A 25,640-nucleotide genomic window follows, 5' to 3' on the forward strand; every position below is an offset into this window, starting at 1 on the left:
ATAATGATATTCAATAATAAATAATTGGTTTAATTTTTAATATTATTTATAGAGATTAATATCAGTTAATTTCATATTAAGAAATAAGATTATTTAATTTGTGTATGAAATCCCAGGATGGTCGATGAAAGAAAATGCCATTTTTATGTGAGATACCATTCATACCTCTTATAAATAAGTAATAAATCCCTCCAAAATCTTTTTCATAATTATATGAGACTATTTTATGTTTTAAAAACCTGTGTATGGCTATGGTATAAAGTTGATACTGTAATTCATAACGATATTTAATCATAGCTGCTTGCATAGAAGAGTAGTTATAATAAAAATTATTTGATCCTAACCAATTAGTTTTATAATCTAATAAATAGTATTTTTTATTCCAATAAAATACTACATCAATAAAGCCTTGTAACATTCCAAGGATGTCTGGAAAAGTAATACATGCAGTTTTTGAGGATAATTCGTCATAGAATTTGCATAGAGAATCTAATTTTTGTGCTGTTAAACAATTTTTGATAGATAAGCTAAATTTCATTTCAGTTTGTATGTTCGAGGAACGAATTTTAGAAAGAGTTAAATTATGATGATTAATTGGAGTATGTTTAATAGTATAAATCCATTGATGAATTAACGTTTTCCAATTTAAATGAACATTATATCGTTCCATTTGGATTTTTAACCATTGCATATCTATAGTTTGTTTAAAAATTATAACTTTGAGAAGATTATGAAAAAAAGTACCATATATTTGCCCCTTGGGAAATGTATGGGTTGTTAATAAATTTAATTTAGAAGATTCTTTTGTAAACTTAGAATTTAAATTAATTTGATATAATTCTTCAAGATTAAAATTTGATAATTTAGAAACATTAACAGCAACCTTATTGTTAATAAATTTTAAATTACTATAACTTGTTATTTGTCGTGAGTTGTTACGTATTTGCATACATGAGGGTTGCCATATCTTAGAAAGTAAATGTAGTTGGGGTTTTTTAACAAATTTTGTTGTTGTGTTAGATGTATATTGTTGGTTTTTTTTCGAAATGATGCGAAAAGTAATATCTTTATTAGAACGTATACTGAGTTGTTGTAAGTATTGCTTTATCGATTTTAAAGTATTGGGTGTATTATTTTGAATTAAGTATCCTAAAGCGCTGCGATGAAAATCAGTTAATTCATTGAATGAGTTTTGGCTACGATTACGCACAATTGGTGCTATACCTATAGAACAATGATAAATACTACGTGTTATAGCGACATATAATAATCTTAAATTTTCTGATAAATGTTCTTCATTTAACAAGTCAAAGTCAGAGTGTAGTAGATTATGTTGTTTTAAATTTAATTGATATTTGAAATGAGTAATATAAGTGTTTTGTGCCTTGGCATTAAAGCTTGTTGCTGCAAATGGTAAAAATGTTAATGGAAACTCTAAGCCTTTAGATTTATGTATAGTGCTAATTTTTATACAATTGTGATCATCCCTGTTAGACCGTACCATATAATCCATAGATTCTTTTTTATATTGATTTAAAGGCTGATTTATTTTTAGTTCTAACCATATTATTAATTCGTATTCATTATTAAATTGTGTGGAAATATTATTTAATAATTCCCCCAAATGCAAAATATTAATTAGATTATATTTTCCCGATGGTGTAGATAGTAATTTTTTCGGAATTTTGTAATAAAAAATTATTTTTTGAATCATAGAAAGTATACTATTATTTTTCCAAATAAAGTAATATTTAGAAAATTCGTTAATTATTTGATCCCATTTTAATGTATTATTATAAACGTTTACAATTTGCATTGCGTTTAATCCAAAAAAAATAGTTGCAAGTGCGGGATAAATTGTTTCTTGTTTTGGAAATAAAATAGCTCGTAGTAATAATAGTAATTCATACGCTTCTATAGTGTTAAAAATATTGTTTCGGTTAGATAAAAATATGGTAGATATATTAATTTTTAATAATTCCAGTCGAATTAAGGAAGCTTCTAAATGATTTCTAACTAAAATGGTAATATCTGAGGTTTGAAGAGTTTTTTTATCAGTATTGGTTTTGAGCCAAATTTTTTTATCATTTATATTTTGTATTAATTTTTTTAAAGTTATAGCACATTCTTGTGCCATGATTGTTTTATAACTATTTTTAGTAACACATTTATCTAAGTATAACCAAAAACACATAGCTGATTGTGGTATGTTATGTATCATAAGTTTATGTCTATTATTTTTATAGGCAGCTTGTGTTGGAATAAATGAGATATCTTTAAATTTAAAAGGATTAGTAGTTGATTGAAATAAGTGATTGATAGCATTTACCATACCAGGTGATGACCGCCAATTAATATTTAGATGATATTTATAAGACAGATTTTGTCGTATTTTCATATACGTAAATATATCAGCTCCTCGAAATCCATAGATAGCTTGTTTAGGATCTCCTAGTAAAATCAATCCATTTTTTAAAGAATGAGAATATAATTTATGAAATATTTTATATTGACTAAAGTCGGTGTCTTGAAATTCATCAATTATTGTAATTGGATAATATTTGAGTATTTTTTTAGTTAAATTGTTTTGTGTATTTTCAATTCCATTTTTTAATAAAATTGTTATAATATTATTGAAGGTTATTTGAGATTTAGAATAAATAAGGACATTCAAATTATTTTGAATATCTTTAAGAGCCGAATTTAATATTATAAATTTAAATGATGTGAATTTTTGAAATAGTTGATCTATTGAATTAAATAAAGAAAAAACGTTAACCTCGTTGAGGTTATTACTAGAATTCAATATGGATAATCGAAAACGTTTAAGGGCGTTGGGTGTCACGTGATTAAGAGTGGGTTGTTCGCACCATTGATTAATTATATTAATCCATTGTGCCAAATTTTTTTTGTTGTATATTTTACGATTAAAATTTGGCATGTTATTAATAATTTTAGTTAAATTATTTGTAGTTTTTACCCATTGTTTTTTAATATTATTAATATCAAAAAGTATTTGATTATAAAATTCAGAAATATACTTATTTAGTTGATTAAAAAATTTAGGGTTTTGAATTTTAGAATTGTTATGATACCCAATATATGGACGTAAATTTTGTAATAATTCTTCTGGATTATTCCAAAATTCTTGAATAAAACTAGTTATATTCAATGGTAATTCATAAAAATGACGTCTCCAAAAATCGAAACATATTTGACGATATAGCGTTAATTCATCTTCTATAATGGATGTATGAAATGGAATATTTAATTCTAGGGTATTTTCTGTTAAAATTTTTTGACAAAAGCCATGAATGGTAAAGATTGATGCTTCATATATTTCTTTTTCTGCTTTAAATAATAGGGTAATAGCAAGATCTATATTACGTATTTGTAACAATAATTTAGAAAATATATAATTATTACTATATTTATTCATACAATCCCATCGAAATTGTTGAATGCTTTCTTTGATTCGTTTGCGTAAATCGTATGCTGCACTGTTAGTAAAGGTTACAACAAGAATTTCTTTGACTGTCAATGGAGTTGAATAAATTGATTGATTGCTATGTAAGTTTAACAATAATCTAAGATAGAGTATTATTAAACTATATGTTTTACCAGTTCCAGCGGATGCTTCAATTAATCTAATTTTGTTTAAGGGTAAATGGAATATGTTTAAGTCTTGCATAAAATTATGTTACTATTTATATAGTGAAGCACAGTATATAAAAAAGATAGAAGATATAGATAAATCCATAATTACATCAGATACATATAATTATGTAGATAGTTATTATAATTCACGTAATAAATCGTTAATTTGAGTTTTATTTTTTGTTTTAGAATCTACTTGTTTTATTATTATGGCGCAATATGTATTAATTTTATTATCTAAAGATGGAATACTTCCAGGAATTACTACTGAGCCAGCCGGAACACGTCCATAATAAATTTGTTCAGTATTTCGATCATATATTTTAGTACTTTGGCCAATAAATACTCCCATAGAAATTACAGACCCTTCTTCTACAATGACTCCTTCTACTATTTCAGATCTAGCTCCAATAAAACAGTTATCTTCAATAATAGTTGGATTGTTTTGGATAGGTTCTAACACCCCTCCAATACCTGCTCCTCCAGATATATGAGTATATTTCCCTATTTGGGCACAGGAGCCTATGGTAGCCCAAGTATCAATCATTGTTCCTGTATCAATGTATGCCCCAATATTTATGTAAGAAGGCATAATGATTGTATTATGAGATATATATGCTCCGTATCGTACGGTGGCAGGAGGAACTATTCTTATCTTATTTTTTTGAAAATCTGTTTCGTTCCATGTTTCAAATTTTGTTGGACATTTATCAAAAAAATGAGCATTGCCCCATGTCATTAATTTATTACCTGTAATTTTAAAAAATAAAATAATTGCTTTTTTTAACCATTGATGAGTAATCCACTTATTGTTAAGTTTTTCAGAGATACGAAAAATTCCATTATCTAAATTATGAATTATTTCTTGTATAGCATTGTTTAAAATGGAATCAATATTGTGTTGTAATATGTCTTCCTTTTTTAAAAAAGCATTTTCAATAATTTTTTTTAAATTTGATATATTTTTTGTATTCATAGTCCTTATAATTATATTATTGATTATTGTGCGTGTTCGCTATGAGTAGAGAATAAATAATTGGGAAGGGTTTCATTAGTTCGTTTTGTTAAAATCTCACATCCAGTTTTAGTAATAAGAATAGTATGTTCATATTGAGCAGATAAACTATGATCTTGTGTTTTTACTGTCCATCCATCTGATTCAGTATAAACATGACGCTTTCCTGCATTTACCATAGGCTCTATAGTGAATATCATTCCTGATTTTAATATTACACCACCATCATCTGCATCATAATTAAGAACATGAGGAGGTTCATGAAATAGCTTTCCAATGCCGTGTCCACAATATTCCCTAACTATAGAAAAGTTTTTCTTGTTAACAATGTTTTGAATGGTTTTTCCAATCATTTTTAATCTAATCCCTGGTCGAATTATATTTATAGCCTTGTATAAACTTGTTTGAGTTACTTGACATAAACAGTTACCTAGTTGTGTTGAAGTACCTACCGTAAACATTTTTGAAGTATCAGCATGAAACCCTTGTTTAATAATAGTGACATCTATATTGATAATATCCCCGTCTTTAAGTTTTTGTGAGCAATGAGGGATTCCATGACAAACTACATCATTAATGGATGTGCAGATAGATTTTGGAAATCCATGATATCCAAGAGGAGCAGCAATAGCTTTTTGCACCTTAGTAATATAATCGTGACAAATATTATTTAATTTTTCTGTACTAATCCCTGGCAGGACATATGGCTCAATCATTTCTAATACTTCTGCCGCTAAACGGCCAGCTACTCTCATCTTTTCTATATCTTTAGGAGTGTTAACAGCAATATTCATAAGTTATGTATATAAAATTTTAAATTAATATGTTTAAAAAATAATTCGAGGTTAATATGGTGTTATAAATTACCCCAAAATTTTTTATTATTATAAAACAATAATAACATAATAATTTCAATTAATAAAATTAATGCAACATATCGTTGTGATGATATACATTATTGCCTTTATTAAAAACACGGGTATATTGAGTATGCGCGTTAATTTTATTAAAACGCGGGGTTATATTATATAATTTTAATTTAATATATTCATAATAAGTATAACATAATATATGTATATTTTTATTTATATATAATTAAAAATATACTAATAATATAGTATAAATATTTTAATAGAATTAAATGGGACATGTATATGATGAAAAAACTTTCTATTCGTGAAATGTTACAAGCTGGAGTGCACTTTGGGCATCAAACTCGTTATTGGAATCCAAAAATGAAACCTTTTATTTTTGGAGTACAGAACAAAATACATATTATTGACTTAGATAAAACTATATTAATGTTCAATAAAGCTTTAGTTGAACTAAAAAAAATTACTACACTAAAAGGTAAAATTTTGTTTGTGGGAACTAAACGTGCAGCTCGAGAATCTATAAAAAGTACTGCACTGATTTGCGGTCAGTTTTTTGTGAATCATCGTTGGTTGGGAGGTATGTTAACTAATTGGAAGACTGTCCGTCAATCAATAAAACGATTGAAAGAATTAGAAAATCAATCTCAAGATGGAACTTTTCAAAAATTAACTAAGAAAGAAGTTTTAATTTTAAAACATGAATTACGTGGTTTGGAAAATAGTTTGGGAGGAATTAAAAATATGGGAGGACTACCAGATGCAATTTTTACAGTAGGAGCGATACATGAACATATTGCTATAAAAGAAGCAAATAGCTTAGGGATTCCAGTTTTTGCAATAGTTGATACTGATTCTAATCCAGATGGTGTGGATTTTATTATTCCAGGGAATGATGATGCAACTCGTGCTATTAATTTATATTTAAATATCGTATCTAATGTTATATATCCAGATAATTTTAATAAAGAATTGGTTGAAAATTAAATATATATATGTGTGATTTATGATTTATATATTATATTAATTAGGTTGTATTTTATATGTTTGTATTTAATATAATTTGTAGGAAATAAAAATGAATATTATAAATAGCGATCTTATTAAAGAGTTACGCAGGCGTACTAATGTCAGTATTATGAAATGTAAGCAAGCACTAGAAGAATCAAATGGTGATGTTGAATTAGCTATCGATAATATTAAAAAGTCTGGATTAAAAATTGATTCAATTAAATCAAATCGATTAACTGTGTCAGGATTAATTGTTTCAAAGATTTCATCTAATAAACAAATAGGATTAATGATAGAAATAAATTGTGAAACTGATTTTGTGGCTCGAAATAGTCTATTTCAGGAATTTACTAATACTGTTATTAATACTGCTTTGAGTGAATCAATTATAAATATTAATATTTTAAAAACTAGATTTGAAAATCAGCGTTGTGTTTTAATGAATACTGTTGGTGAAAATATTGAAATTAATAAGTTTATTGTATTAACAGGTGACTTTTTGTGTTCTTATGTACATAATGCTAAAATTGGTGTCATAGTAGATATCATTTTTGAAAAAACAATTAATATACTTGTTGCCAAGAATATCGCCATGCATATTGCAGCTAGTAGTCCTAAATATATTTATGAAAATGATGTTCCTGAAGAGATTATGCTCAAAGAATATCGTACTCAAATGAATTTAGCTATAAAATCTGGTAAGTCACTAAAAATTGCAGAAAAAATTACTCAGGGACGTATAAATAAATTTATGAATCAAATTGTATTAACAAAACAAAATTTTATTATGGAAATGAATAGAACTGTTGGCAGTATATTAGATGAAAATCATATTAAAATTAAAAATTTTATTCGATTTGAAATAGGATACGATAATTAGTTTTTAATTGATTGGCATATCATAGTATATATAAGTTTTATGTGCATAAAATACGGAATATATATAAGTTATGGTGATTAATCAATTAATTATTACATTACTATACTAGTATTTTACAAGGAACATATTTAATGATCAGTCATATGAGTCCAGTGTATCGACGTATTATGATTAAAATAAGCGGAGAAGCTTTGCAAGGTACTAAAAACTTTGGGATAGATTTTATTATATTAAATCGAATGGCTCTAGAAATTAAAGAATTAATAAATATAGGAGTACAAATAGGAATTGTGATAGGTGGTGGAAATTTTTTTAGAGGTATTAATTTAGTGAAATCTGGTATACATAAGGTTATTAGTGATCATATTGGAATGTTATCGACAATTATAAATGGATTAGCTATACACAATTCTTTAAATAGTGTGTATGTAGATTCTCAATTGATGTCAGCTATTCCGTTACAAGGAGTATGCGATCATTATAATTGGATGAAAGCAATTAATTTATTGTCTAATAATAGAGTGGTAATTTTTGGAGCAGGTACTGGAAATCCGTTTTTTACGACTGATTCAGCTGCTTGTTTACGAGGAATTGAGATTGAAGCAGATGCAATACTTAAGGCTACTAAAGTTGATGGTGTTTTTTCTGACGATCCTGAACAACATCCTAATAATGCTATTTTATATAAACAATTAAGTTATCAGGATGTATTAAAACGTGAATTAAAAATCATGGATTTAACAGCATTTACATTAGCTAGAGATCACAATCTTCCGATACATATATTTAATATTAATAAAGTAGGTGCATTAAAAAGAATAGTAATGGGATGTAGAGAAGGAACTTTAATTACTGAATAGTAGTAATACAATTAATGTATATATATAATATATCTATTTATAATAGATGATTAATTATTTTTTTTATTATTATGTTTAATGGAGTATATCAGCAGTGATTAATGAAATTTGTGAAATTCAGGCAGATTTAAAAGAACAGATGAAAAAATGTATTGATAGTTTCAAAATAAATGTAAATAAAATTCATGTAGGCCATGTTTCTCCAAATATGTTAAATTTTATTACAGTGGAATACTATGGATCTGTTATTCCCTTATCTCAACTAACAAATTCTGTGGTAGAGAAACCACGAACATTAGCTATTACTGTTTTCGATGCTTCTATGATTAAAACCATAGAAAAGGCTATTTTAACTGCAAATTTAGGATTTACTCCTATCGCTCATGGGAATGTTATTCGAATAACTTTACCTATATTAACTGAAGATAGACGTCGAACTTTGATAAAAATGATGAGAATTGAATCAGAAAAAAGTAAAATATCCTTAAGAAATATACGTCGTATTGCTAATGATAAGATAAAAGTTTTTCTTAAAAAAAAGGAGATTAATGTAGATGATGAGTATCACCGTCAAAATGAAATTCAAAATTTAACTAATTTTTGGGTTAATCAAATTAATATGATATTAAAAGAAAAAGAACTAGAGTTAATGATGTTTTAAATTACATCGTATTTTTTAAATACGAAGTAATTATTTGTATTAAGTGTTTTTGTTTTTTTAAATAAAAAAAATTTTGATATATATGGAATATTTAACAATTTTAGGTAGTACCGGATCCATTGGGCAAAAAACTGTTGCTGTGATTCAGCAGCACAAAGATAAGTTTGCTGCACGTGCTTTAATAGCCAACAATAATGTTACTATCATGACAGAGCAGTGTTTAATGTTATCTCCTCAGTATGTGTGTATGATATGCGAAAATTCTGCAAAAAGTTTGAAAAATAATTTGCGTATAGCTGGTAAAAGTAATATTCAAGTATTATCTGGGATGAAAGAAGCATGCGCTTTAGCTGAGCTTAATGATGTAGATATGGTGATGTCTGCGATAGTTGGTATAGCTGGGTTGACGCCTACTTTCTCTGCTATAAGAGCTGGAAAGAAAATTTTATTGGCAAATAAAGAAACATTAGTTGTCAGTGGACAGTTTTTTATGCAAGAAGTTTGTAAGTACAATGCTAGAATTATACCTGTAGATAGTGAGCATAATGCAGTTTTTCAAAGTTTACCGGAAATTTGCCAAAAAAAAATAGGACAGTTATCTTCACTGTCTGAATACGGTATTTCGCGTATTGTGTTGACAGCTTCTGGAGGTGCGTTTTTAGGAATGTCTACAGAACAATTATCTATGATAACCCCAGAGCAGGCTTGTGTTCATCCTAATTGGGTAATGGGTCGTAAAATTTCAGTAGATTCTGCAACTATGATGAATAAGGGACTTGAATATATAGAAGCACGATATTTGTTTAATGCCAATCCTAATGAAATACAAATATTATTACACCCTCAGTCTATTATACATTCTATGGTACATTACATTGATGGTAGTATTTTAGCTCATTTATCTTTGCCTGATATGACAATTCCTATTTCATATGCTATGGCTTATCCTAATAGAATTGCGTTGCATCATTTATCTTCTAAAGAATTTAATAATGATGCATATAATACATGTTTTTATAATAAATTATATTGTGATGAATTAAATAGTTTAAATTATCCTTGTATAAAATTAGCTATTGATGCAAGTAATCACAGTCAGTCTGCGATGATTATTTTAAATGCAGCAAACGAGATTGCCGTAGAATCATTTTTAAAAAAGATGATTTCTTTTACTGATATACCAAACATTATTGATCATATATTGAATATATTACATCTAAATGAACCTAATGCCATAGATGATGTATTATACATTGATCAACGAGCCAAGGAAATCACAATACAATATATAATGAATAATATATTATAGTATAATAAATCGATCACATAATATTTTATATTAATTGAATGCAAGTTCATATTTTATATTATTTAGTAAAATATGAGAGAACTATTATGTATCGTATCATTGTTTGGTATGATAGGTATATGTAAATGTTATTATTTAAGTTCAATGTATTTATCTATAGTTAAACGCTTTTAATTTGGAAAATACATAAATGTGATATCATATCAACATAAAGATAATTTAAAATATTTTTCTTATAATTTATTACCAAAGCATGTTGCCATTATTATGGATGGTAATGGTCGATGGGCTAGAATTAGAGGAAGATTACGTATTATAGGGCATCAAGCAGGATTTCAAGCTGCTCGTCAGGCAGTGCGTTTTGCTGTTAATTATCAATTTGATGCACTTACATTGTATGCTTTTAGTAGTGAGAATTGGAAACGTCCTGATTCAGAAATAGATTCTTTGATGCAATTATTTGCATATGCGTTAGATAATGAGATTTATAATCTGCATAAAAATAATATTAAACTGAAAATTATTGGAGATATAAGTAGATTTAATAAAGCATTGCAAAATAGTATATTTAACGCTGAACGATTAACGGCTGATAATGATGGTCTTAATTTAAATATTGCTGTAAATTATGGGGGAAGATGGGATATTCTTCAAGGAGTAAAAAAAATTGCTGTGCAGGTGAAGAAAGGTATTTTAGATCCAAATCTAATTAATGAAGATTTATTATGTCAATATATTTGTATGAATGATATGGTTCCAGTAGATTTAGTGATTAGAACCGGAGGTGAACGTCGTATTAGTAATTTTTTATTGTGGCAAATAGCATATGCTGAGTTATTTTTTACGGATATATTATGGCCTGATTTTAATGATGTTGTTTTTAAAAGTGCTTTGCATGCTTTCATGCAACGGGATAGGCGTTTTGGAAAAAGCACTTTTATGTAATTTTTTAATTCATAGCACAAATAATCTTTTAAAATCACACGTACGATAAGGAGTGTGTAGTGTGTTACGTAGCCGTATAATTAGTACGTTTGTATTGATTCCTGTTGTTATTTATCTATTGTTTTTTTCTTCTAAAATACAATTTTCATTACTATTATTTACCATGTGTGCAATTAGTGCATGGGAATGGGGAAAACTAATGAATTTTTCCTTTAAAATATACTGTATATGGATGTGTATGATGTGCAGTTTATTATATATTACTATGACTGTAATTATATCAAATTATTCATATCTTGATCATTATTGGTTTATTTTATTTATTTTTTTCAGTTTTATTATGGTGTGGTGGATGTTTATGTTTTGTATAGTAGTATTTTATCCTTATTTTTCTATATATTGGGATAAATTTAATATATTACGTTTTTTATTTGGAATATTTATGATTCTACCTTTCTTTTTAGGAGTATTAATATTATATGGATTTGATTTTTTTCATCATAATATCAATGGGAAATGGTGGTTATTATATATTTTAGTATTAGTTTGGATTAACGATTCTAGTGCGTATATCATTGGTCGAACAATAGGAAAGTATAAATTATTGCAATGTGTATCTCCTAACAAAACTTGGGAAGGATGTGTTGGAGGAATATTAACTTCTACAGGAATAGCTTGGTTATTATGTCACTATATAATGGAAAACATTGATTATAATTGTTTGTATATAATTTTTATTTGTTTTATAGGTACTATTTTTTTTTCTATAATAGGTGATTTGACCGAGAGTATGTTTAAACGGGCATCTGGTATCAAAGATGTTAGTAATTTAGTACCTGGCCATGGAGGCATGTTAGATAGAATAGATAGTTTGCTTGCTGCAGTTCCTAGTTTTATTGTTTTTTTATTATTATTCACACATATCAATATTATTTCAACGTAAGATATGGGGTAGTAATTATGATTAATTTAACACATTTTTTTTGGAATACGGTTGCTTTTGTTATTACAATAGGTATATTGATTACAGTTCATGAGTTCGGACATTTTTTAGCAGCACGATTTTTTCAAGTCAAAGTAGAACGCTTATCTATTGGGTTTGGGCCTGTATTATGGAGTTGGACATGTTCAAATGGAACTGAATATACTATATCTGCAATTCCATTAGGAGGTTATATAAAATTACTTGATACACCTTCTAATTCAATTTTTGAAAAATCTCGTAATCTTGTTGCACAAAAAATTACTAATGAAGGAAACTCATTTCATTCCCAACATATTTGGAAACGTAGCATTATAATCGCTGCCGGTCCTATTTTTAATTTTATTTTTGCTATATTAATTTATACTATAACTTATAGTATAGGAATACCCATTAATAAACCTATCATTAATTATATTTTGCCTAATTCTATTTTTGATCAGTCAGGGATACCAGTGAAATCAGAAATTAAGTCTGTAAATAATATTAAAGTTTCTGATTGGGAATCAGCACGTTTTGAAATTCTAAATAATATAAATAAAAAAAAAATTTTATTCACTATTCAAGTAACGAGCGATAAAAAAGAACATTTAAACACGTATACTATTTATTTACCGACTAATTGGTTTAGTCAATCTCTTATTGATTCTAATGATCCGTTAATAGCGTTAGGTATCTTTCCTGATATTTTACACATAACATCAGATGATTTAGATTCGCAATTATATTGTTTTAATTCCCAGAATTTATTAGAAATTAACGATAAAATTTTATTAATTAATAAACAACCAATATATAATTGGGAGTTCTTAACACAAACTATACAAAATAACGCAGAAAAACTATTTCAAATAGTTGTGGAACGAAATGAACGTTTACTATATTTAGATGCGATATTAGGTAATAAAAATTTAGTTGATTCTAATGTTTTTAAAACAAATAATTATTTCTTTTTAAGAAATAATTATTTAGCAAATACTCAAAATCCAGAAATTCAGAAGTATGAATTACATAATGCTATCTTAAAAGCTTTTAATAAAACTAAAAATTTATTTTTTTTCACAGTAAATTCATTGCGTCAATTGATTTCTGGTGATATTAAAATAACTAATTTGCATGGTCCTATAGCAATAGCACAAGGTGCAAGACAATCAATGTATTCAGGATTGCATCATTATTTAATGTTTTTAGCTATAATTAGTATAAATTTAGGGATTATTAATTTTCTTCCTTTTCCGGTGTTAGATGGGGGGCAATTATGTTTATTATTAATTGAAAAAATAACAGGGGCTCCATTATCTAAAAAAGTACAAAATTTTAGTTATATGCTTAGTTTAATAATACTAATATGTATTACTATAATAGCTTTATATAACGATATAGTTTAGTAAGGTAATAGTGAAATAGATAATATACTTAATTATGAAACACTATAATATAACAAGAATAGTAATGGCAGTACTTTTGTTGTTTGTAAGTGATGTGACATACAGCACCGATTTTTTGGTGAATAAAATTTGTTTTATTGGATTGCAACGTGTTTCTTTAAATACTGCATTACATAAATTGTCGTTTAAAATTGGGGATGTTATCCAAAGTAGCGATATTGCTAATAGTATAAAAATGTTATTTTTTACTGGTTGTTTTAAAGAAATTTGTATATCTAGAGATGACGGAGTTATAACGATAACAGTTACAGAAAATCCTATAATTAATAAGATTACATTTCATGGAAACAAAGTGATCAAACCAGAAATGATACAACATGTATTAGATATGAAAAAAATTAAAGTTGGGCAGCCATTAAATAATTCGTTTATTTGTGAAGCACTTAAAGAATTTAAAGATATATATCATAGTATTGGGAAATTTAATGCTATAGTTAAAATTAACCCCATTATCTTACCTAAGAATTGTGTGGATTTAAAAGTAGTATTTTATGAAGGGAATACTGCTAAAATTAATAGTATTACCATTTTGGGTAATCAATCATTTTCTCAAAAAAAATTATTTGAACAATGCAATTTATATAAAAAAACTTGGTGGAATAATACATTGTATAATAATGAATATGACCAACAAAAAATTTTTTATGGTTTAGAAAAATTGCGTACTTTTTATTTAAATCATGGTTATGCGAAATTTTATATTGATGAACCTCTGGCAAATTTATCAATGAATAAAGAGAAAGTTGAAATTAATTTGCGTATTTTTGAGGGGTCTCGGTATTTTTTTGATTCTGTCATATTACATGGAAATGTATTAAAATATTTTCCTAGTATTAAAAGATATTTACAGATTTCATCTGAAAAATTATATAGTAATAGTGCAATTGAGCAAATGGGACAAAATATACGATATTTACTTGGAAAACACGGATATATTCAGCCTGATATTTTAATCGATCAAGATTTTAATGAAAAAAATAAAACTGTAAAATTGCATTTATACATTGATGTAGGAAAGCGTTTTTATGTTCGAGAAATATGTTGCGAAGGCAATAATTTGACTGAAGATTCCGTTATTAGAAGGGAAGTACGACAAGCAGAATTATCTCCTTTAAATTATATTCATGTTTTGAAGGATCAAGAGCAATTACGACGACTTGGTTATTTTAAAGAAGTGAACGCTCGTATTGAGCCAGTACCTGATACAATCAATCAAATTGACTTAATTTATAACATTGAGGAACGTAATACTGGCAACTTAAATATTAGCATTGGATTAGGCAAGGAAAGTGGTTTAAACATTCAATCTGAAATTCATCAAGATAATTTTTTGGGAACTGGAAATGCTATTTCTGTAACAATAACAAAAAATTATTGTCAGAGTTATATTGATATGCTAATGCTAAAAAGGTATTCTAAAATTAGGGGAGACAATATTTCTGGAAAAGTGTTTTATAACAATCTTTTTTCTGATAAGATGAATCTATCTAATTACAATATGAAGAATTATGGAGTTAATGTTGATTATTTATATCCATTAAACAAACGTACTTCTTGTAATATAGGATTAAATTATATATCAAATCATTTAAATAAAATAGTTCCTCAAGTTGCGGTATGGCGTTATTTAGACTCAATAGGTAAAAATCCTGCAATACTTACTGACCAAGTTAATCCCCTGACTAATATTAATAGTATTAATTTTTATGCTAATGATTTTCTGATAATTTTAGGACAATCTTTTAATAATCTAAATCATATATTTTTTCCTGAGTTTGGTTCTAATACAACTATTACGTGTAAATTAACGTTACCTGGATCTGATAATAAGTATTATAAACTAATGATAAACAGTAGTTATTATTATCCATTAGATGATAGAGCGCATTGGGTGTTAATGAGTGCTATATGCACTGGTTATTCTGGTAGTTTATATAATCAAAAAACAGAAAGTCCATTTTTTGATAATTTTTGTATAGGGGGAATAGGCACTGTTCGTGGATTTCGATTAAATAGTATTGGACCTAAAGCTGCGTATTATCAATGTAATAATTCTAATACAAATTATTCTCAATGCTCAATTAGAAATTCTTACGATACTATAGGGGGAAATGCAGTAGTATTTATAAAAAATGAATTAATTATGCCAATATTATGGATGAATAATACAAAATATGACAATGTAGCTCGAATTTCTTTATTTATAGATTCAGGTACAGTGTGGGATACATATTGGGAAAATACACAAAAAACTCAATACGCTGGTATTTTAGATTATAGTATTTTTGGTCATATACGTATATCTAGCGGGATATCTTTAAAATGGATATCTCCAATTGGCCCAATAATTTTTTCTTATTCAAAATTAATTCAAAAATATCCAGGAGATATGGAAGAGGTTTTTCAATTTACTATTGGTAAAACCGGTAATTTATAATTAAAAATCAAACTTACAGAGATAAGTATCTAACATATTAAAAATATATTTAATAATATTAATGTATTTGAGAGGTTTATAGTGAAAAATCAAATGTATATATTAGGAATAATGATTTGGTTAATTCAAATTAATTATGTTGACGCTTCAAATAAAATAGCAGTAGTTAATATTGCTCATATATTTCAGCAATCTTCTCAACGCTCAGAAAGTATTAAAAAGTTAGAATGTGAATTTAAAGATCGAGCTTCAGAATTAGAGATGATGGAACATGATTTACAAATTAAAATGCAAACATTACAAAGAGATGGAGCTACAATGAAAGAAATCGATCGAAATAAGTTAGAAAAATTATTAATAGCTCAAAGAGAACTTTTTTCTAATAAAGCTAAAGTATTTCAACAAGATAATCACTCTAGGCAAACAGAAGAAAGAGATAAAATTCTTGATATTATTTTTACAGTAGTTAAAAATATGGCTAAAAGAGAAAATTATGACATAGTTATTGATACTAGTTCAGTGGTGTATTTTAATTCTCGTATTAAAGATATTACTAACCCTGTTGCTAAACAAGTTGGCTAAATAGGTAGTATGTTTAATGTGTTTAAATAAAATTCGATTGTTTGAATTGGCTAAAAAAATAGGTGCTGAACTTCATGGAAATGGAAACATTTACATTACACAAGTTTCATCTATAAAAAAAGCACAATCAGGACATATTACTTTTTTAAACGATTTACGTTATAAAAATCAATTAAGATTTTGTTCTGCATCTGCTATTATTGTATCTAAGGAGAATTTAAAATTTTGTCGATCAATTACCGCATTGGTAGTTCAAGATCCTATTTTAACTTATATTAAAATATTTAATTTTTTTCATACTCAATCTAATGATAAATTTAATTCTCATATTTCAGCAGGATCAGTTATAGATAAGCGAGCTGTGTTAAGCAAAAATGTTAAAATTGGAAATAACGTTATTATACGATCTGGTGCGGTTGTAGAAGATAAGGTTAAAATCGGTTCTGGTTGTTTTATAGGCAAAAATGTTAAAATTGGTGAAGGTACTTGTTTATGCTCTAATGTTGTCGTGCATAGCGAATCAGAGATTGGAAAGTATTGTAGAATACAATCTGGATCAGTAATAGGATCAGACGGATTTGGATATATTAAGAGGAATAATATATGGATAAAAATTCCTCAATTAGGACGAGTAAACATTGAAAATTATGTAGAAATTGGATCATGTACTACTATTGATAGAGGTGCGTTAGATGATACACATATAAAAAATGGGGTGATTATTGATAATCAATGTCAGATTGCTCATAATGTAGTCATTGGTGAGCATACTGCAATAGCAGGAGGAGTAATTATTGCTGGTAGTGTGATTATTGGCAATCATTGTATGATTGGTGGGGCAAGTGTAATTAATGGACATATTAGTATTTGTGATAACGCAGTAGTAACTGGAATGAGTATGGTAATTAGATCTATTTCACAACCTAGGGTGTATTCTTCTGGGTTGCCTGTGCAGCCTAATTTTTCTTGGAAAAGAACTACTGCTTTAGTTATGAAAATTAGAGAAATAAATAAACGAATAAAAAAAGTAGAAAAAAAAACACATTATTCCTATTATTATAGGATTCTGGGAATAATTTATTTTTTTACTATTTTAAGTTCAACTAGTTTGATTTTGTTAATAAATTTTCTTTTTAATCAGGAATAAAAAATTTGGTTATTGATGCTAGTATGTTATCTATAGAAGAAGTTTTAAGGCTTTTACCTCATCGTTTCCCATTTTTGTTAGTAGATCGTGTGCTCAATTTTGAGAAAGGAAAGTTTTTAAAAGCACTAAAAAATGTTTCATTTAATGAGCCTTTTTTTCAGGGGCATTTTCCAGGAAAACCTATTTTTCCTGGAGTTTTGATTTTAGAGGCTATGGCTCAAGCTACAGGAATTTTAGCATTTAAAAGCACAGGAAAATTAGAACCTGGGGAATTATATTATTTTGCGGCTATAGATGAAGCACGTTTTAAAAAACCAGTGCAACCTGGTGATCAAATGATATTAAATGTTGAATTTATTAAAGAAAGATGTGGAATTGCCCGTTTTAAAGGAGTAGCAACGGTTAATGAAGAAATGGCATGCGAAGCATTAATGATGTGTGCTAGACGTAAGGAAATTAAAATTGATGATTAACCCATCAGCCATTATTCACCCATCTTCTATAATAGAAAAAGGAGCTAAAATTCATGCCAATGTGCATATTGGGCCATTTTGTTTTGTTGGTGCTCAAGTTGAGATAGGAGCTCGAACTATATTAAAATCTCATATTGTAATAAATGGTGTGACTCAAATTGGAGAGGATAATAAAATTTATCAGTTTGCGTCTTTAGGTGAAATTAACCAAGATTTAAAATATGCTAAAGAACCTACTAAAATAGAAATTGGGAATTTTAATCAAATTAGAGAAAGTGTTACTATTCATCGAGGTACCACTCAGGGAGGTGAAATTACTAAAATAGGAAATAGTAATTTATTTATGATTAATGTTCATATTGCGCATGATTGTGTCATTGGCAATCATTGTATTATGGCTAATAATGTAACATTAGGAGGACATGTAAAAGTTGACGATCATGTTGTTATAGGAGGGATGACTGCTATTCATCAATTCTGTCTTATTGGTTCACATGTTATGATAGGAGGATGTTCTGGGGTAGTTCAAGATATTCCTCCGTTTATAATAGCACAAGGAAATCATGCAACACCTTTTGGATTAAACATTGAAGGCTTAAAACGAAAGGGATTTAGTCGGGGATCTATGCATGCTATTCGAAATGCTTATAAAGTTCTATATCGTAGTAATAAAACTATTGAAGAAGCAAAAATAGCTTTAAAATTGCTAGCAATGGAATATCCTGTCATTAATACATTCATTAGTTTTTTGATCCGTTCTCAACGAGGAATTATTCGTTAAATTTTTTATGGTAAATTGTCGTCCTATTTTAATTGGTATGGTAGCCGGAGAAAATTCTGGAGATATTTTAGGAGTTGGTTTAATTAAATCATTAAAAAAATATTTAAAAAATGTATATTTTTTTGGTGTAGGGGGAATGCGTATGCGTTCGGAAAACATGGAGTGTTGGTATAATATTGAAGAATTATCAGTAATGGGTATTACTGAAGTAATTTTCAAATTACCTAGTTTAATACGTATTAGAAGAAATTTAATTAGTCAGTTTTTAAAATTAAAATTAGATATTTTCATTGGTATTGATTTTCCAGATTTTAACATTTCTTTAGAATATAATTTAAAGAAAAAAGGTATCCGAACAATACACTATGTAAGTCCTTCAGTGTGGGCATGGAGACGAAATCGTATTTTATACTTAAAAAAAGCTGTTCATAGTGTATTATTACTCTTTCCATTTGAAAAACCAATTTATAGTTATTTTAATGTGCCTCATAAATTTATTGGGCATGTATTAGCTGATGAAATCCCATTATATCCTAATAAAATAAAAATACGCGAAAAATTGGGTATTTCTGATAAAAAAATTTGTTTGGCCGTATTACCTGGAAGTAGGATGGAAGAAATTAAAATGTTGGCTCAAGATTTTTTAACTTGTATTGAATTATTAAATAATAATATACCTAATCTTGAAGTATTAGTACCGTTACATCATCAGAAACTGATAGATCAGTTTGTGAAATTGTCTTCATCTATTTCAGTTAAAGTTAAAGTTTTACATACTCAAAAAGCATGGAAAATCATGGTGGCAGCGGATATAGCTTTGTTGACAGCTGGAACGGCGACATTAGAATGTATGTTGGCAAAATGTCCAATGGTGGTAGCTTATCGTACAAATCTTTTGACTTTTACGTTAGTAAAAAATTTTATTAAAATACCTTGGATATCCTTGCCAAATTTAATAGCTAAAAAAAGTATAGTACAAGAATTTATTCAAAAGGAATGTAATCCGAAAAATTTATCTATAGCTTTATTAAATTTATTAAATTATAATGATGATCAGCTCTTAACATTAAAACGCATTTTTTATCAATTGCATCAATCTATTAAATTAAATGCAAATGAGAAAGCAGCTTATGAGATTTTAAAATTTATAAAATCTTAATTATTTATATATAAAATAATGTATAAAAAAAAATTAATAATCATTACAAATAATAAACCTATATTAATTGCTGGAGTAGATGAAGTAGGATGTGGAGCTTTGATGGGACCAATTATAGCGTCGGCAGTAATATTTCCCCCTTTTAATAATCAAAAAAAAATCAATGTTGCTGGATTAGTTGACTCTAAAACTCTAAATAGTAAAAAAAGAGTGAAGTTATATAAAGATATTCAGAAATATTCATTAAGTTGGAGTATAGGTGTAGTTAGTGTTTCAGAAATTGATAAATTAAATGTTTTGAAAGCTCGGTTGTTAGCAATGAAACGAGCAGTTTTAAATTTATCTATTATTCCGGATTTAATTCTTGTAGATGGAAATAAGGCACCATTTTTTAAAAATATATTTTATCAATGCTTTATTAAAGGTGATGTTTATATACCAATAATTAGTGCTGCTTCTATTATAGCAAAAGTTATTCGAGATCGAGCAATGATAATTTTAAATACTCAATATCCACAATATGGTCTCAATCATAATAAGGGATACCCTACTAATTTTCATATACAACAATTATATTTTTATGGCCCTACAATATATCATCGAAAAACATTTTCTCCTGTGAAACACATGATAGGCAAGATTTAATATTTATCTATTTTTATAGATATAATGTTGTGCATAACGTTTGTATTGATAATGAGTTTAATTGAATTAAAAATATAATTTATGGTACATCCTAATTTTATTCATTTACATACACGTAGCGATTACTCTATGATTGATAGTATTGCTAAGGTAAATGAGTTACTTGAAAAAGCTAAGTTGTTTAACATGCCGGCATTAGCGCTGACTGATTTTACTAATTTATTTGGACTTATTAAATTTCACAATTATTCTTATGAATTAGGTATAAAACCAATTACTGGTTCTGATTTTTGTATTCAAGATTCATCATCAGATAATATTGATTTTCATGAAATTACGTGTTTAGTAATTAATAGTCAAGGTTATCAAAATTTAATTCAATTAATTTCAAAAGCTTATAAATATAAATCTAATACTTCTTTTCCTGTTATTAAAATGTCCTGGTTACAAGAATATAATAAAGGTTTAATTTTGCTATCTGGAGGTCGTAACGGAGATATTGGTCAATATTTATTAAAAGATAAAAAAAATAAAATAGACGAACGTTTATCTTTTTATAATAATTATTTTCCCAATAGGTATTATATTGAATTAATTAGAACTGGTCGTGAATATGAAGAATTATATTTACAATTAGCAATAGAACTATCAAAAATTAAAGGATTACCAGTAGTAGCCACGAATGATATACGATTTATTAATGAAAAAGATTTTTTAGCACATGAAATTCGAGTTGCTATTCATGACGGGGTAGTTGTGGATAAAATTCAGCAATTGAATAAATATAGCAAACAACAGTTTATGAAAAACGCACAAGATATGTGTCTTTTATTTAAAGATGTACCAGAATCTTTAACAAATACTGTAGAAATTGCGCAAAGATGTAATTGTATTATTAATTTAAATGGGTCTTTTTTACCAAAATTTCCTACTGGCTCTATCTCTATTGAAAATTTTCTTATTAAATTTGCTCAAAAAGGATTAGAAAAGCGTTTATTACATTTGTTTCCAGATGATAAAAAACGTTACATTAATAGGAAACCATATGATGAAAGGTTAAGTCATGAATTACATGTCATTATTCAAATGGGATTTCCTGGTTATTTTTTAATTGTTATGGAGTTTATTCAATGGGCTAAAAATAATAAAATTCCGGTTGGTCCAGGTAGAGGATCTGGTGCTAGTTCATTAGTGGCTTATGTTTTAACAATTACTGAACTTGATCCAATTAAGTTTGATTTATTATTTGAACGATTTTTAAATCCAGAACGTATATCTATGCCAGATTTAGATATTGATTTTTGTATGGAACATCGGGATTTAGTCATTGATCATGTTGTTAAGACTTATGGGTCATGCGCTGTAGCTCAAATTATTACATTTGGAACTATGGCAGCAAAAGCGGTAATTCGTGATGTTGGCAGAGCATTAGGATATCCTTATACTTTTATTAATAGTATAGCAAAGTTAATTCCATCTAAGATAGGAATAACATTAAGTCAATCTTATGCTACGGATTCTCAGTTAAAACTGATGTACGATAATAATGAAGAGATTAAAAAATTAATTGATTTATCTTTGCAATTAGAAGGGCTTATTAGAAATGTTAGCAAACATGCAGGAGGGGTAGTTATTGCTCCTAGTAAAATTACTGATTTTTCCCCGTTATATTATGATAGTGATCATACTCATCCTATGACTCAATTTGATAAAAATGATATAGAGCGAATTGGGTTAATAAAATTTGATTTCCTTGGGTTACGTACTTTAACAGTAATTGATCGATCTTTAAAAATGATTAATAATTTAAGATTGAAATCCTGTTTATCAATAATTGATATTAATCAGATATCATTAAATGATCAGGAAAGTTTTGATGTATTACAAACTTCAAAAACAACTGGCATATTTCAATTAGAATCAAGAGGAATAAAGGCATTAATTAAACGATTAAAACCAGATTGTTTTGAAGATTTAATAGCTTTAATTGCTTTATTTAGGCCAGGTCCTTTGCAATCAGGTATGGTGGATAACTTTATTAATCGGAAACATGGATATGAAGCCATATATTATCCCGATTCTCAATGGGAACATAAATCTTTACGTCCTGTATTAAAGTCCACTTATGGGATTATTTTGTATCAAGAACAAGTAATGCAAATTGCTCAAGTTTTAGCTGGATATACTCCTGGAAAGGCAGATATATTAAGGCGAGCTATTGGAAAAAAAAAACCTGAAGATATGGCAAAGCAACGTTCTATTTTTATTGATGGAGCAGTACGTAATGGCATAGATAAAATATTATCTAAAAAAATTTTTGATTTAATGGAAAAATTCGCAGGTTATGGGTTTAATAAATCTCATTCCGTTGCATATGCGTTACTATCATATCAAACATTATGGTTAAAAACTCATTATCCTGCTGAATTTATGGCATCTACATTAAATTCAGATATGGATAATTTAAATAGAACAATTAATTTATTAAACGAGTGCAAAAGAATAGGATTAAAAATCCATCCCCCAGATATCAACAATAGTCAATATTATTTTTGTGTAAATAAAAAGAAAGAAATTGTTTACGGAATTGGGGCGATTAAAGGTATAGGAAAAACATCAATAGATGAAATTGTCAAATCTCGTAATTGTCATGGAGAATTTAAAGGATTATTTGATTTTTGTGTTCGTATTGAAAATTTAAAAATAAATTTTCGTATGGTTGAAAAGTTAATTTTTTCTGGAGCATTTGATTCATTTAAGACACATAGATCTAAATTACTGTCTACATTAAAGGATACAATTAATAACGCAACTCAATATATTAATAAAAAAAATAGCAAACAAACAGATATGTTTGAAACATATATAAATACTCAAGTTACTGAATATAATGTATTAAATATGAGTTGTATGACATCTACAAAATGGAATAATCAAATTTTATTAGAAAAAGAGAAAGAAACTGTAGGGTTATATTTAACTAATCACCCTGTTGATCAATATATTGATGAAATTGAACAATATATCCTTAATATAAATAAAATAAAGGATGTATTTCGAAAGAAAAATAACGAAATGGTTTGTATTTTTGGATTACTTTCATCTGTACGTATAAAATTAAGTAAAAAAGGTAACTATATATTATTTGGGATATTAGAAGATAAAGATGATCAAGTAGAAATAGTTGTGTTTTCAAAATTACTTAAAAAGTATCATTACTGTTTGAAAGAAAACAATTTAATTTTTATTGAAGGTATTTTAAATTATGATGAAATTCTCGATATTTATAAAATAATTGTACACGAAATTCAGGATATTAATGATCTTCGTAAACGTCATGTTTGTAATTTATCTGTTTTATTGCATAATAAGTATTGCAATAAAAAATTATTACACGACATTTATAATGTTTTTAAAAAAAATCAACTTACCGGGGGTATTCCAGTGTATTTTCTATATCAAGTTGATGGAATACAAGTTAAATTACGCTGTCATAAAAAATGGAATGTTATTTTAACTGATCAATTATTAACTGATTTACGTGATCTTGTTGGATACGATCAGATCGTATTAGAATTGAATAGTGATTAAAATAATAGAATAGGGAGAGTTATGAATTTAAATTTCCTTGATTTTGAAAAACCAATTTTAGATATAGAATCTAAAATTAATTTTTTAAGCAAATCAATATATCGTGATGAAAATTTATCAGATAATGTTGATAAAGAAATAAATAATCTTAAAAAAAAACACGTTGAGACAATACAAAGAATTTTTTCTAACTTAAATTCTTGGCAAATTACTCAGTTGGCTCGACATTCATGTCGTCCACACACTTTAGATTATATAGAATATATTTTTAATGATTTTGATGAATTATCTGGTGATCGAGTATATGGTGATGATAAAGCTATTGTGGGAGGAATAGCGAGATTAGATTCTCGTCCGGTTATGATTATTGGACATCAAAAAGGTCGTAAAACTCAAGAAAAAATTGATCGAAATTTTGGGATGCCTGCTCCAGAAGGGTATCGAAAAGCATTACGATTAATGAAAATGGCAGAAAAATTTAATATGCCGCTAATTACTTTTATAGATACACCAGGAGCTTATCCTGGGATAGGAGCTGAAAAGCGAGGGCAAGCTAGAGCAATTGCTAAAAATTTATGTACCATGATTACATTAAAAATACCTATTGTTTGCACGGTGATTGGGGAAGGAGGTTCGGGAGGGGCTTTAGCTATTAGTGTGGGAGATAAAATCAATATGTTAGAATATAGTACATATTCTGTTATTTCTCCAGAAGGATGCGCGTCTATATTATGGAAAAATTCAACAAAAGCTCCAATTGCTGCAGAGGCTATGGGTATTACTGCTCATAAATTAAAAAGATTAAAACTTATTGATAATATTATTTCAGAACCTTTAGGAGGTGCTCATCGAGATATTTTATCTACATCATTATCTATAAAAAAACAATTACTCTTAGATTTAATTGAATTAGATTGTTTAACAGAAAAAGATTTATTGAATAATAGATATCAAAAATGGATGAGTTTTGGATATTGTTGACATGATTTATTTATTTTATTTACTGTTATAATCAATTGTATAATTTATTAAATATACAGTAATTTATTTTATAATATTGATTAATTTTAATTCTATAGATGTATTAAATTAATCTGTAAAATTAAATAAATTATATTAAAACTAATTAAAATTTATAAAAATTGTTTATATATACAATTTCATAGTCTTTTATAAATAATATGT

20 protein-coding genes are annotated in these 25,640 nt (G+C 27.2%); 17 read left to right on the forward strand and 3 right to left on the reverse strand.

What is annotated here, in order from left to right; all coding sequences use genetic code 11:
- Nucleotides 1–76 precede the first annotated feature (76 nt).
- From recB to map, 3 genes are all read right to left on the reverse strand, one after another.
- A complete protein-coding gene (recB, locus tag BVAF_RS01335) occupies nucleotides 77–3,691 on the reverse strand; it encodes an exodeoxyribonuclease V subunit beta (RefSeq protein ID WP_013516594.1) in 3,615 nt (1,204 codons plus the stop codon).
- 105 nt (nucleotides 3,692–3,796) lie between these two features.
- Nucleotides 3,797–4,618, reverse strand: a complete 822-nt coding sequence (gene dapD / locus BVAF_RS01340) for a 2,3,4,5-tetrahydropyridine-2,6-dicarboxylate N-succinyltransferase (RefSeq protein WP_187284233.1) — start codon at nucleotides 4,616–4,618, stop codon at nucleotides 3,797–3,799.
- Nucleotides 4,619–4,656: 38 nt separating this feature from the next.
- The gene (gene map, locus BVAF_RS01345; protein WP_013516596.1) at nucleotides 4,657–5,466 is read right to left on the reverse strand and encodes a type I methionyl aminopeptidase; all 810 of its coding nucleotides are present in this window, start codon (nucleotides 5,464–5,466) and stop codon (nucleotides 4,657–4,659) included.
- A gap of 363 nt (nucleotides 5,467–5,829) precedes the next feature.
- Here map and rpsB point away from each other — a divergent pair, with 363 nt between their 5' ends.
- The 17 genes from rpsB (at nucleotide 5,830) to accA (ending at nucleotide 25,436) form a co-directional block, all read left to right on the forward strand.
- Nucleotides 5,830–6,531 carry a 30S ribosomal protein S2 gene (rpsB, locus tag BVAF_RS01350; protein WP_044026181.1) on the forward strand — a complete coding sequence of 234 codons (702 nt, stop codon included), beginning with the start codon at nucleotides 5,830–5,832 and terminating at the stop codon, nucleotides 6,529–6,531.
- 91 nt (nucleotides 6,532–6,622) lie between these two features.
- Nucleotides 6,623–7,435 (forward strand): translation elongation factor Ts, encoded by an 813-nt coding sequence (gene tsf / locus BVAF_RS01355; protein ID WP_013516598.1) that lies wholly within the window; start codon nucleotides 6,623–6,625, stop codon nucleotides 7,433–7,435.
- Between the two features lie 131 nt (nucleotides 7,436–7,566).
- Nucleotides 7,567–8,295 (forward strand): UMP kinase, encoded by a 729-nt coding sequence (pyrH, locus tag BVAF_RS01360; protein ID WP_013516599.1) that lies wholly within the window; start codon nucleotides 7,567–7,569, stop codon nucleotides 8,293–8,295.
- Between the two features lie 94 nt (nucleotides 8,296–8,389).
- Nucleotides 8,390–8,956: a ribosome recycling factor gene (gene frr, locus BVAF_RS01365; protein WP_013516600.1), complete on the forward strand. Its 567-nt coding sequence runs from the start codon at nucleotides 8,390–8,392 to the stop codon at nucleotides 8,954–8,956.
- 82 nt (nucleotides 8,957–9,038) lie between these two features.
- Nucleotides 9,039–10,265, forward strand: a complete 1,227-nt coding sequence (ispC, locus tag BVAF_RS01370) for a 1-deoxy-D-xylulose-5-phosphate reductoisomerase (protein ID WP_013516601.1) — start codon at nucleotides 9,039–9,041, stop codon at nucleotides 10,263–10,265.
- Between the two features lie 192 nt (nucleotides 10,266–10,457).
- A complete protein-coding gene (gene uppS / locus BVAF_RS01375) occupies nucleotides 10,458–11,210 on the forward strand; it encodes a polyprenyl diphosphate synthase (RefSeq protein ID WP_013516602.1) in 753 nt (250 codons plus the stop codon).
- Between the two features lie 61 nt (nucleotides 11,211–11,271).
- Nucleotides 11,272–12,153, forward strand: a complete 882-nt coding sequence (locus BVAF_RS01380; protein ID WP_013516603.1) for a phosphatidate cytidylyltransferase — start codon at nucleotides 11,272–11,274, stop codon at nucleotides 12,151–12,153.
- Between the two features lie 17 nt (nucleotides 12,154–12,170).
- Nucleotides 12,171–13,580 carry an RIP metalloprotease RseP gene (gene rseP, locus BVAF_RS01385; protein WP_013516604.1) on the forward strand — a complete coding sequence of 470 codons (1,410 nt, stop codon included), beginning with the start codon at nucleotides 12,171–12,173 and terminating at the stop codon, nucleotides 13,578–13,580.
- Nucleotides 13,581–13,614: 34 nt separating this feature from the next.
- Nucleotides 13,615–16,077, forward strand: a complete 2,463-nt coding sequence (bamA, locus tag BVAF_RS01390; protein WP_044026127.1) for an outer membrane protein assembly factor BamA — start codon at nucleotides 13,615–13,617, stop codon at nucleotides 16,075–16,077.
- An 81-nt stretch (nucleotides 16,078–16,158) separates the two neighbouring features.
- A complete protein-coding gene (locus BVAF_RS01395) occupies nucleotides 16,159–16,659 on the forward strand; it encodes an OmpH family outer membrane protein (protein WP_013516606.1) in 501 nt (166 codons plus the stop codon).
- Nucleotides 16,660–16,675: 16 nt separating this feature from the next.
- A complete protein-coding gene (gene lpxD, locus BVAF_RS01400; RefSeq protein WP_013516607.1) occupies nucleotides 16,676–17,806 on the forward strand; it encodes a UDP-3-O-(3-hydroxymyristoyl)glucosamine N-acyltransferase in 1,131 nt (376 codons plus the stop codon).
- A 23-nt stretch (nucleotides 17,807–17,829) separates the two neighbouring features.
- Nucleotides 17,830–18,279: a 3-hydroxyacyl-ACP dehydratase FabZ gene (gene fabZ, locus BVAF_RS01405; protein WP_044026183.1), complete on the forward strand. Its 450-nt coding sequence runs from the start codon at nucleotides 17,830–17,832 to the stop codon at nucleotides 18,277–18,279.
- On the forward strand, nucleotides 18,272–19,060 hold the full coding sequence (lpxA, locus tag BVAF_RS01410) for an acyl-ACP--UDP-N-acetylglucosamine O-acyltransferase (protein WP_013516609.1): 789 nt from the start codon (nucleotides 18,272–18,274) through the stop codon (nucleotides 19,058–19,060). The genes fabZ and lpxA overlap by 8 nt, the downstream gene beginning before the upstream one ends.
- 7 nt (nucleotides 19,061–19,067) lie before the next feature.
- Nucleotides 19,068–20,219, forward strand: a complete 1,152-nt coding sequence (gene lpxB / locus BVAF_RS01415; protein WP_013516610.1) for a lipid-A-disaccharide synthase — start codon at nucleotides 19,068–19,070, stop codon at nucleotides 20,217–20,219.
- Nucleotides 20,220–20,237: 18 nt separating this feature from the next.
- Nucleotides 20,238–20,864, forward strand: coding sequence for a ribonuclease HII (locus tag BVAF_RS01420; protein ID WP_013516611.1), 627 nt, complete (start codon nucleotides 20,238–20,240; stop codon nucleotides 20,862–20,864).
- A gap of 81 nt (nucleotides 20,865–20,945) precedes the next feature.
- Nucleotides 20,946–24,455 (forward strand): DNA polymerase III subunit alpha, encoded by a 3,510-nt coding sequence (dnaE, locus tag BVAF_RS01425; RefSeq protein WP_013516612.1) that lies wholly within the window; start codon nucleotides 20,946–20,948, stop codon nucleotides 24,453–24,455.
- A 21-nt stretch (nucleotides 24,456–24,476) separates the two neighbouring features.
- Nucleotides 24,477–25,436 carry an acetyl-CoA carboxylase carboxyl transferase subunit alpha gene (gene accA / locus BVAF_RS01430; RefSeq protein ID WP_013516613.1) on the forward strand — a complete coding sequence of 320 codons (960 nt, stop codon included), beginning with the start codon at nucleotides 24,477–24,479 and terminating at the stop codon, nucleotides 25,434–25,436.
- The last annotated feature ends 204 nt before the right edge of the window (nucleotides 25,437–25,640 follow it).

The organism is Candidatus Blochmanniella vafra str. BVAF, assembly GCF_000185985.2.
In the GTDB taxonomy this organism is placed as follows: domain Bacteria; phylum Pseudomonadota; class Gammaproteobacteria; order Enterobacterales; family Enterobacteriaceae; genus Blochmanniella; species Blochmanniella vafra.

Excerpts from the sequence above, each read along its gene's own strand:
- recB (WP_013516594.1), bottom strand. The coding sequence starts at position 3,691 with ATGCAAGACTTAAACATATTCCATTTACCCTTAAACAAAATTAGATTA.
- map (WP_013516596.1), bottom strand. The coding sequence starts at position 5,466 with ATGAATATTGCTGTTAACACTCCTAAAGATATAGAAAAGATGAGAGTA.
- rpsB (WP_044026181.1), top strand. The coding sequence starts at position 5,830 with ATGAAAAAACTTTCTATTCGTGAAATGTTACAAGCTGGAGTGCACTTT.
- tsf (WP_013516598.1), top strand. The coding sequence starts at position 6,623 with ATGAATATTATAAATAGCGATCTTATTAAAGAGTTACGCAGGCGTACT.
- pyrH (WP_013516599.1), top strand. The coding sequence starts at position 7,567 with ATGATCAGTCATATGAGTCCAGTGTATCGACGTATTATGATTAAAATA.
- ispC (WP_013516601.1), top strand. The coding sequence starts at position 9,039 with ATGGAATATTTAACAATTTTAGGTAGTACCGGATCCATTGGGCAAAAA.
- rseP (WP_013516604.1), top strand. The coding sequence starts at position 12,171 with ATGATTAATTTAACACATTTTTTTTGGAATACGGTTGCTTTTGTTATT.
- bamA (WP_044026127.1), top strand. The coding sequence starts at position 13,615 with ATGAAACACTATAATATAACAAGAATAGTAATGGCAGTACTTTTGTTG.
- lpxD (WP_013516607.1), top strand. The coding sequence starts at position 16,676 with ATGTGTTTAAATAAAATTCGATTGTTTGAATTGGCTAAAAAAATAGGT.
- fabZ (WP_044026183.1), top strand. The coding sequence starts at position 17,830 with ATGTTATCTATAGAAGAAGTTTTAAGGCTTTTACCTCATCGTTTCCCA.
- lpxA (WP_013516609.1), top strand. The coding sequence starts at position 18,272 with ATGATTAACCCATCAGCCATTATTCACCCATCTTCTATAATAGAAAAA.
- lpxB (WP_013516610.1), top strand. The coding sequence starts at position 19,068 with ATGGTAAATTGTCGTCCTATTTTAATTGGTATGGTAGCCGGAGAAAAT.
- BVAF_RS01420 (WP_013516611.1), top strand. The coding sequence starts at position 20,238 with ATGTATAAAAAAAAATTAATAATCATTACAAATAATAAACCTATATTA.
- dnaE (WP_013516612.1), top strand. The coding sequence starts at position 20,946 with ATGGTACATCCTAATTTTATTCATTTACATACACGTAGCGATTACTCT.
- accA (WP_013516613.1), top strand. The coding sequence starts at position 24,477 with ATGAATTTAAATTTCCTTGATTTTGAAAAACCAATTTTAGATATAGAA.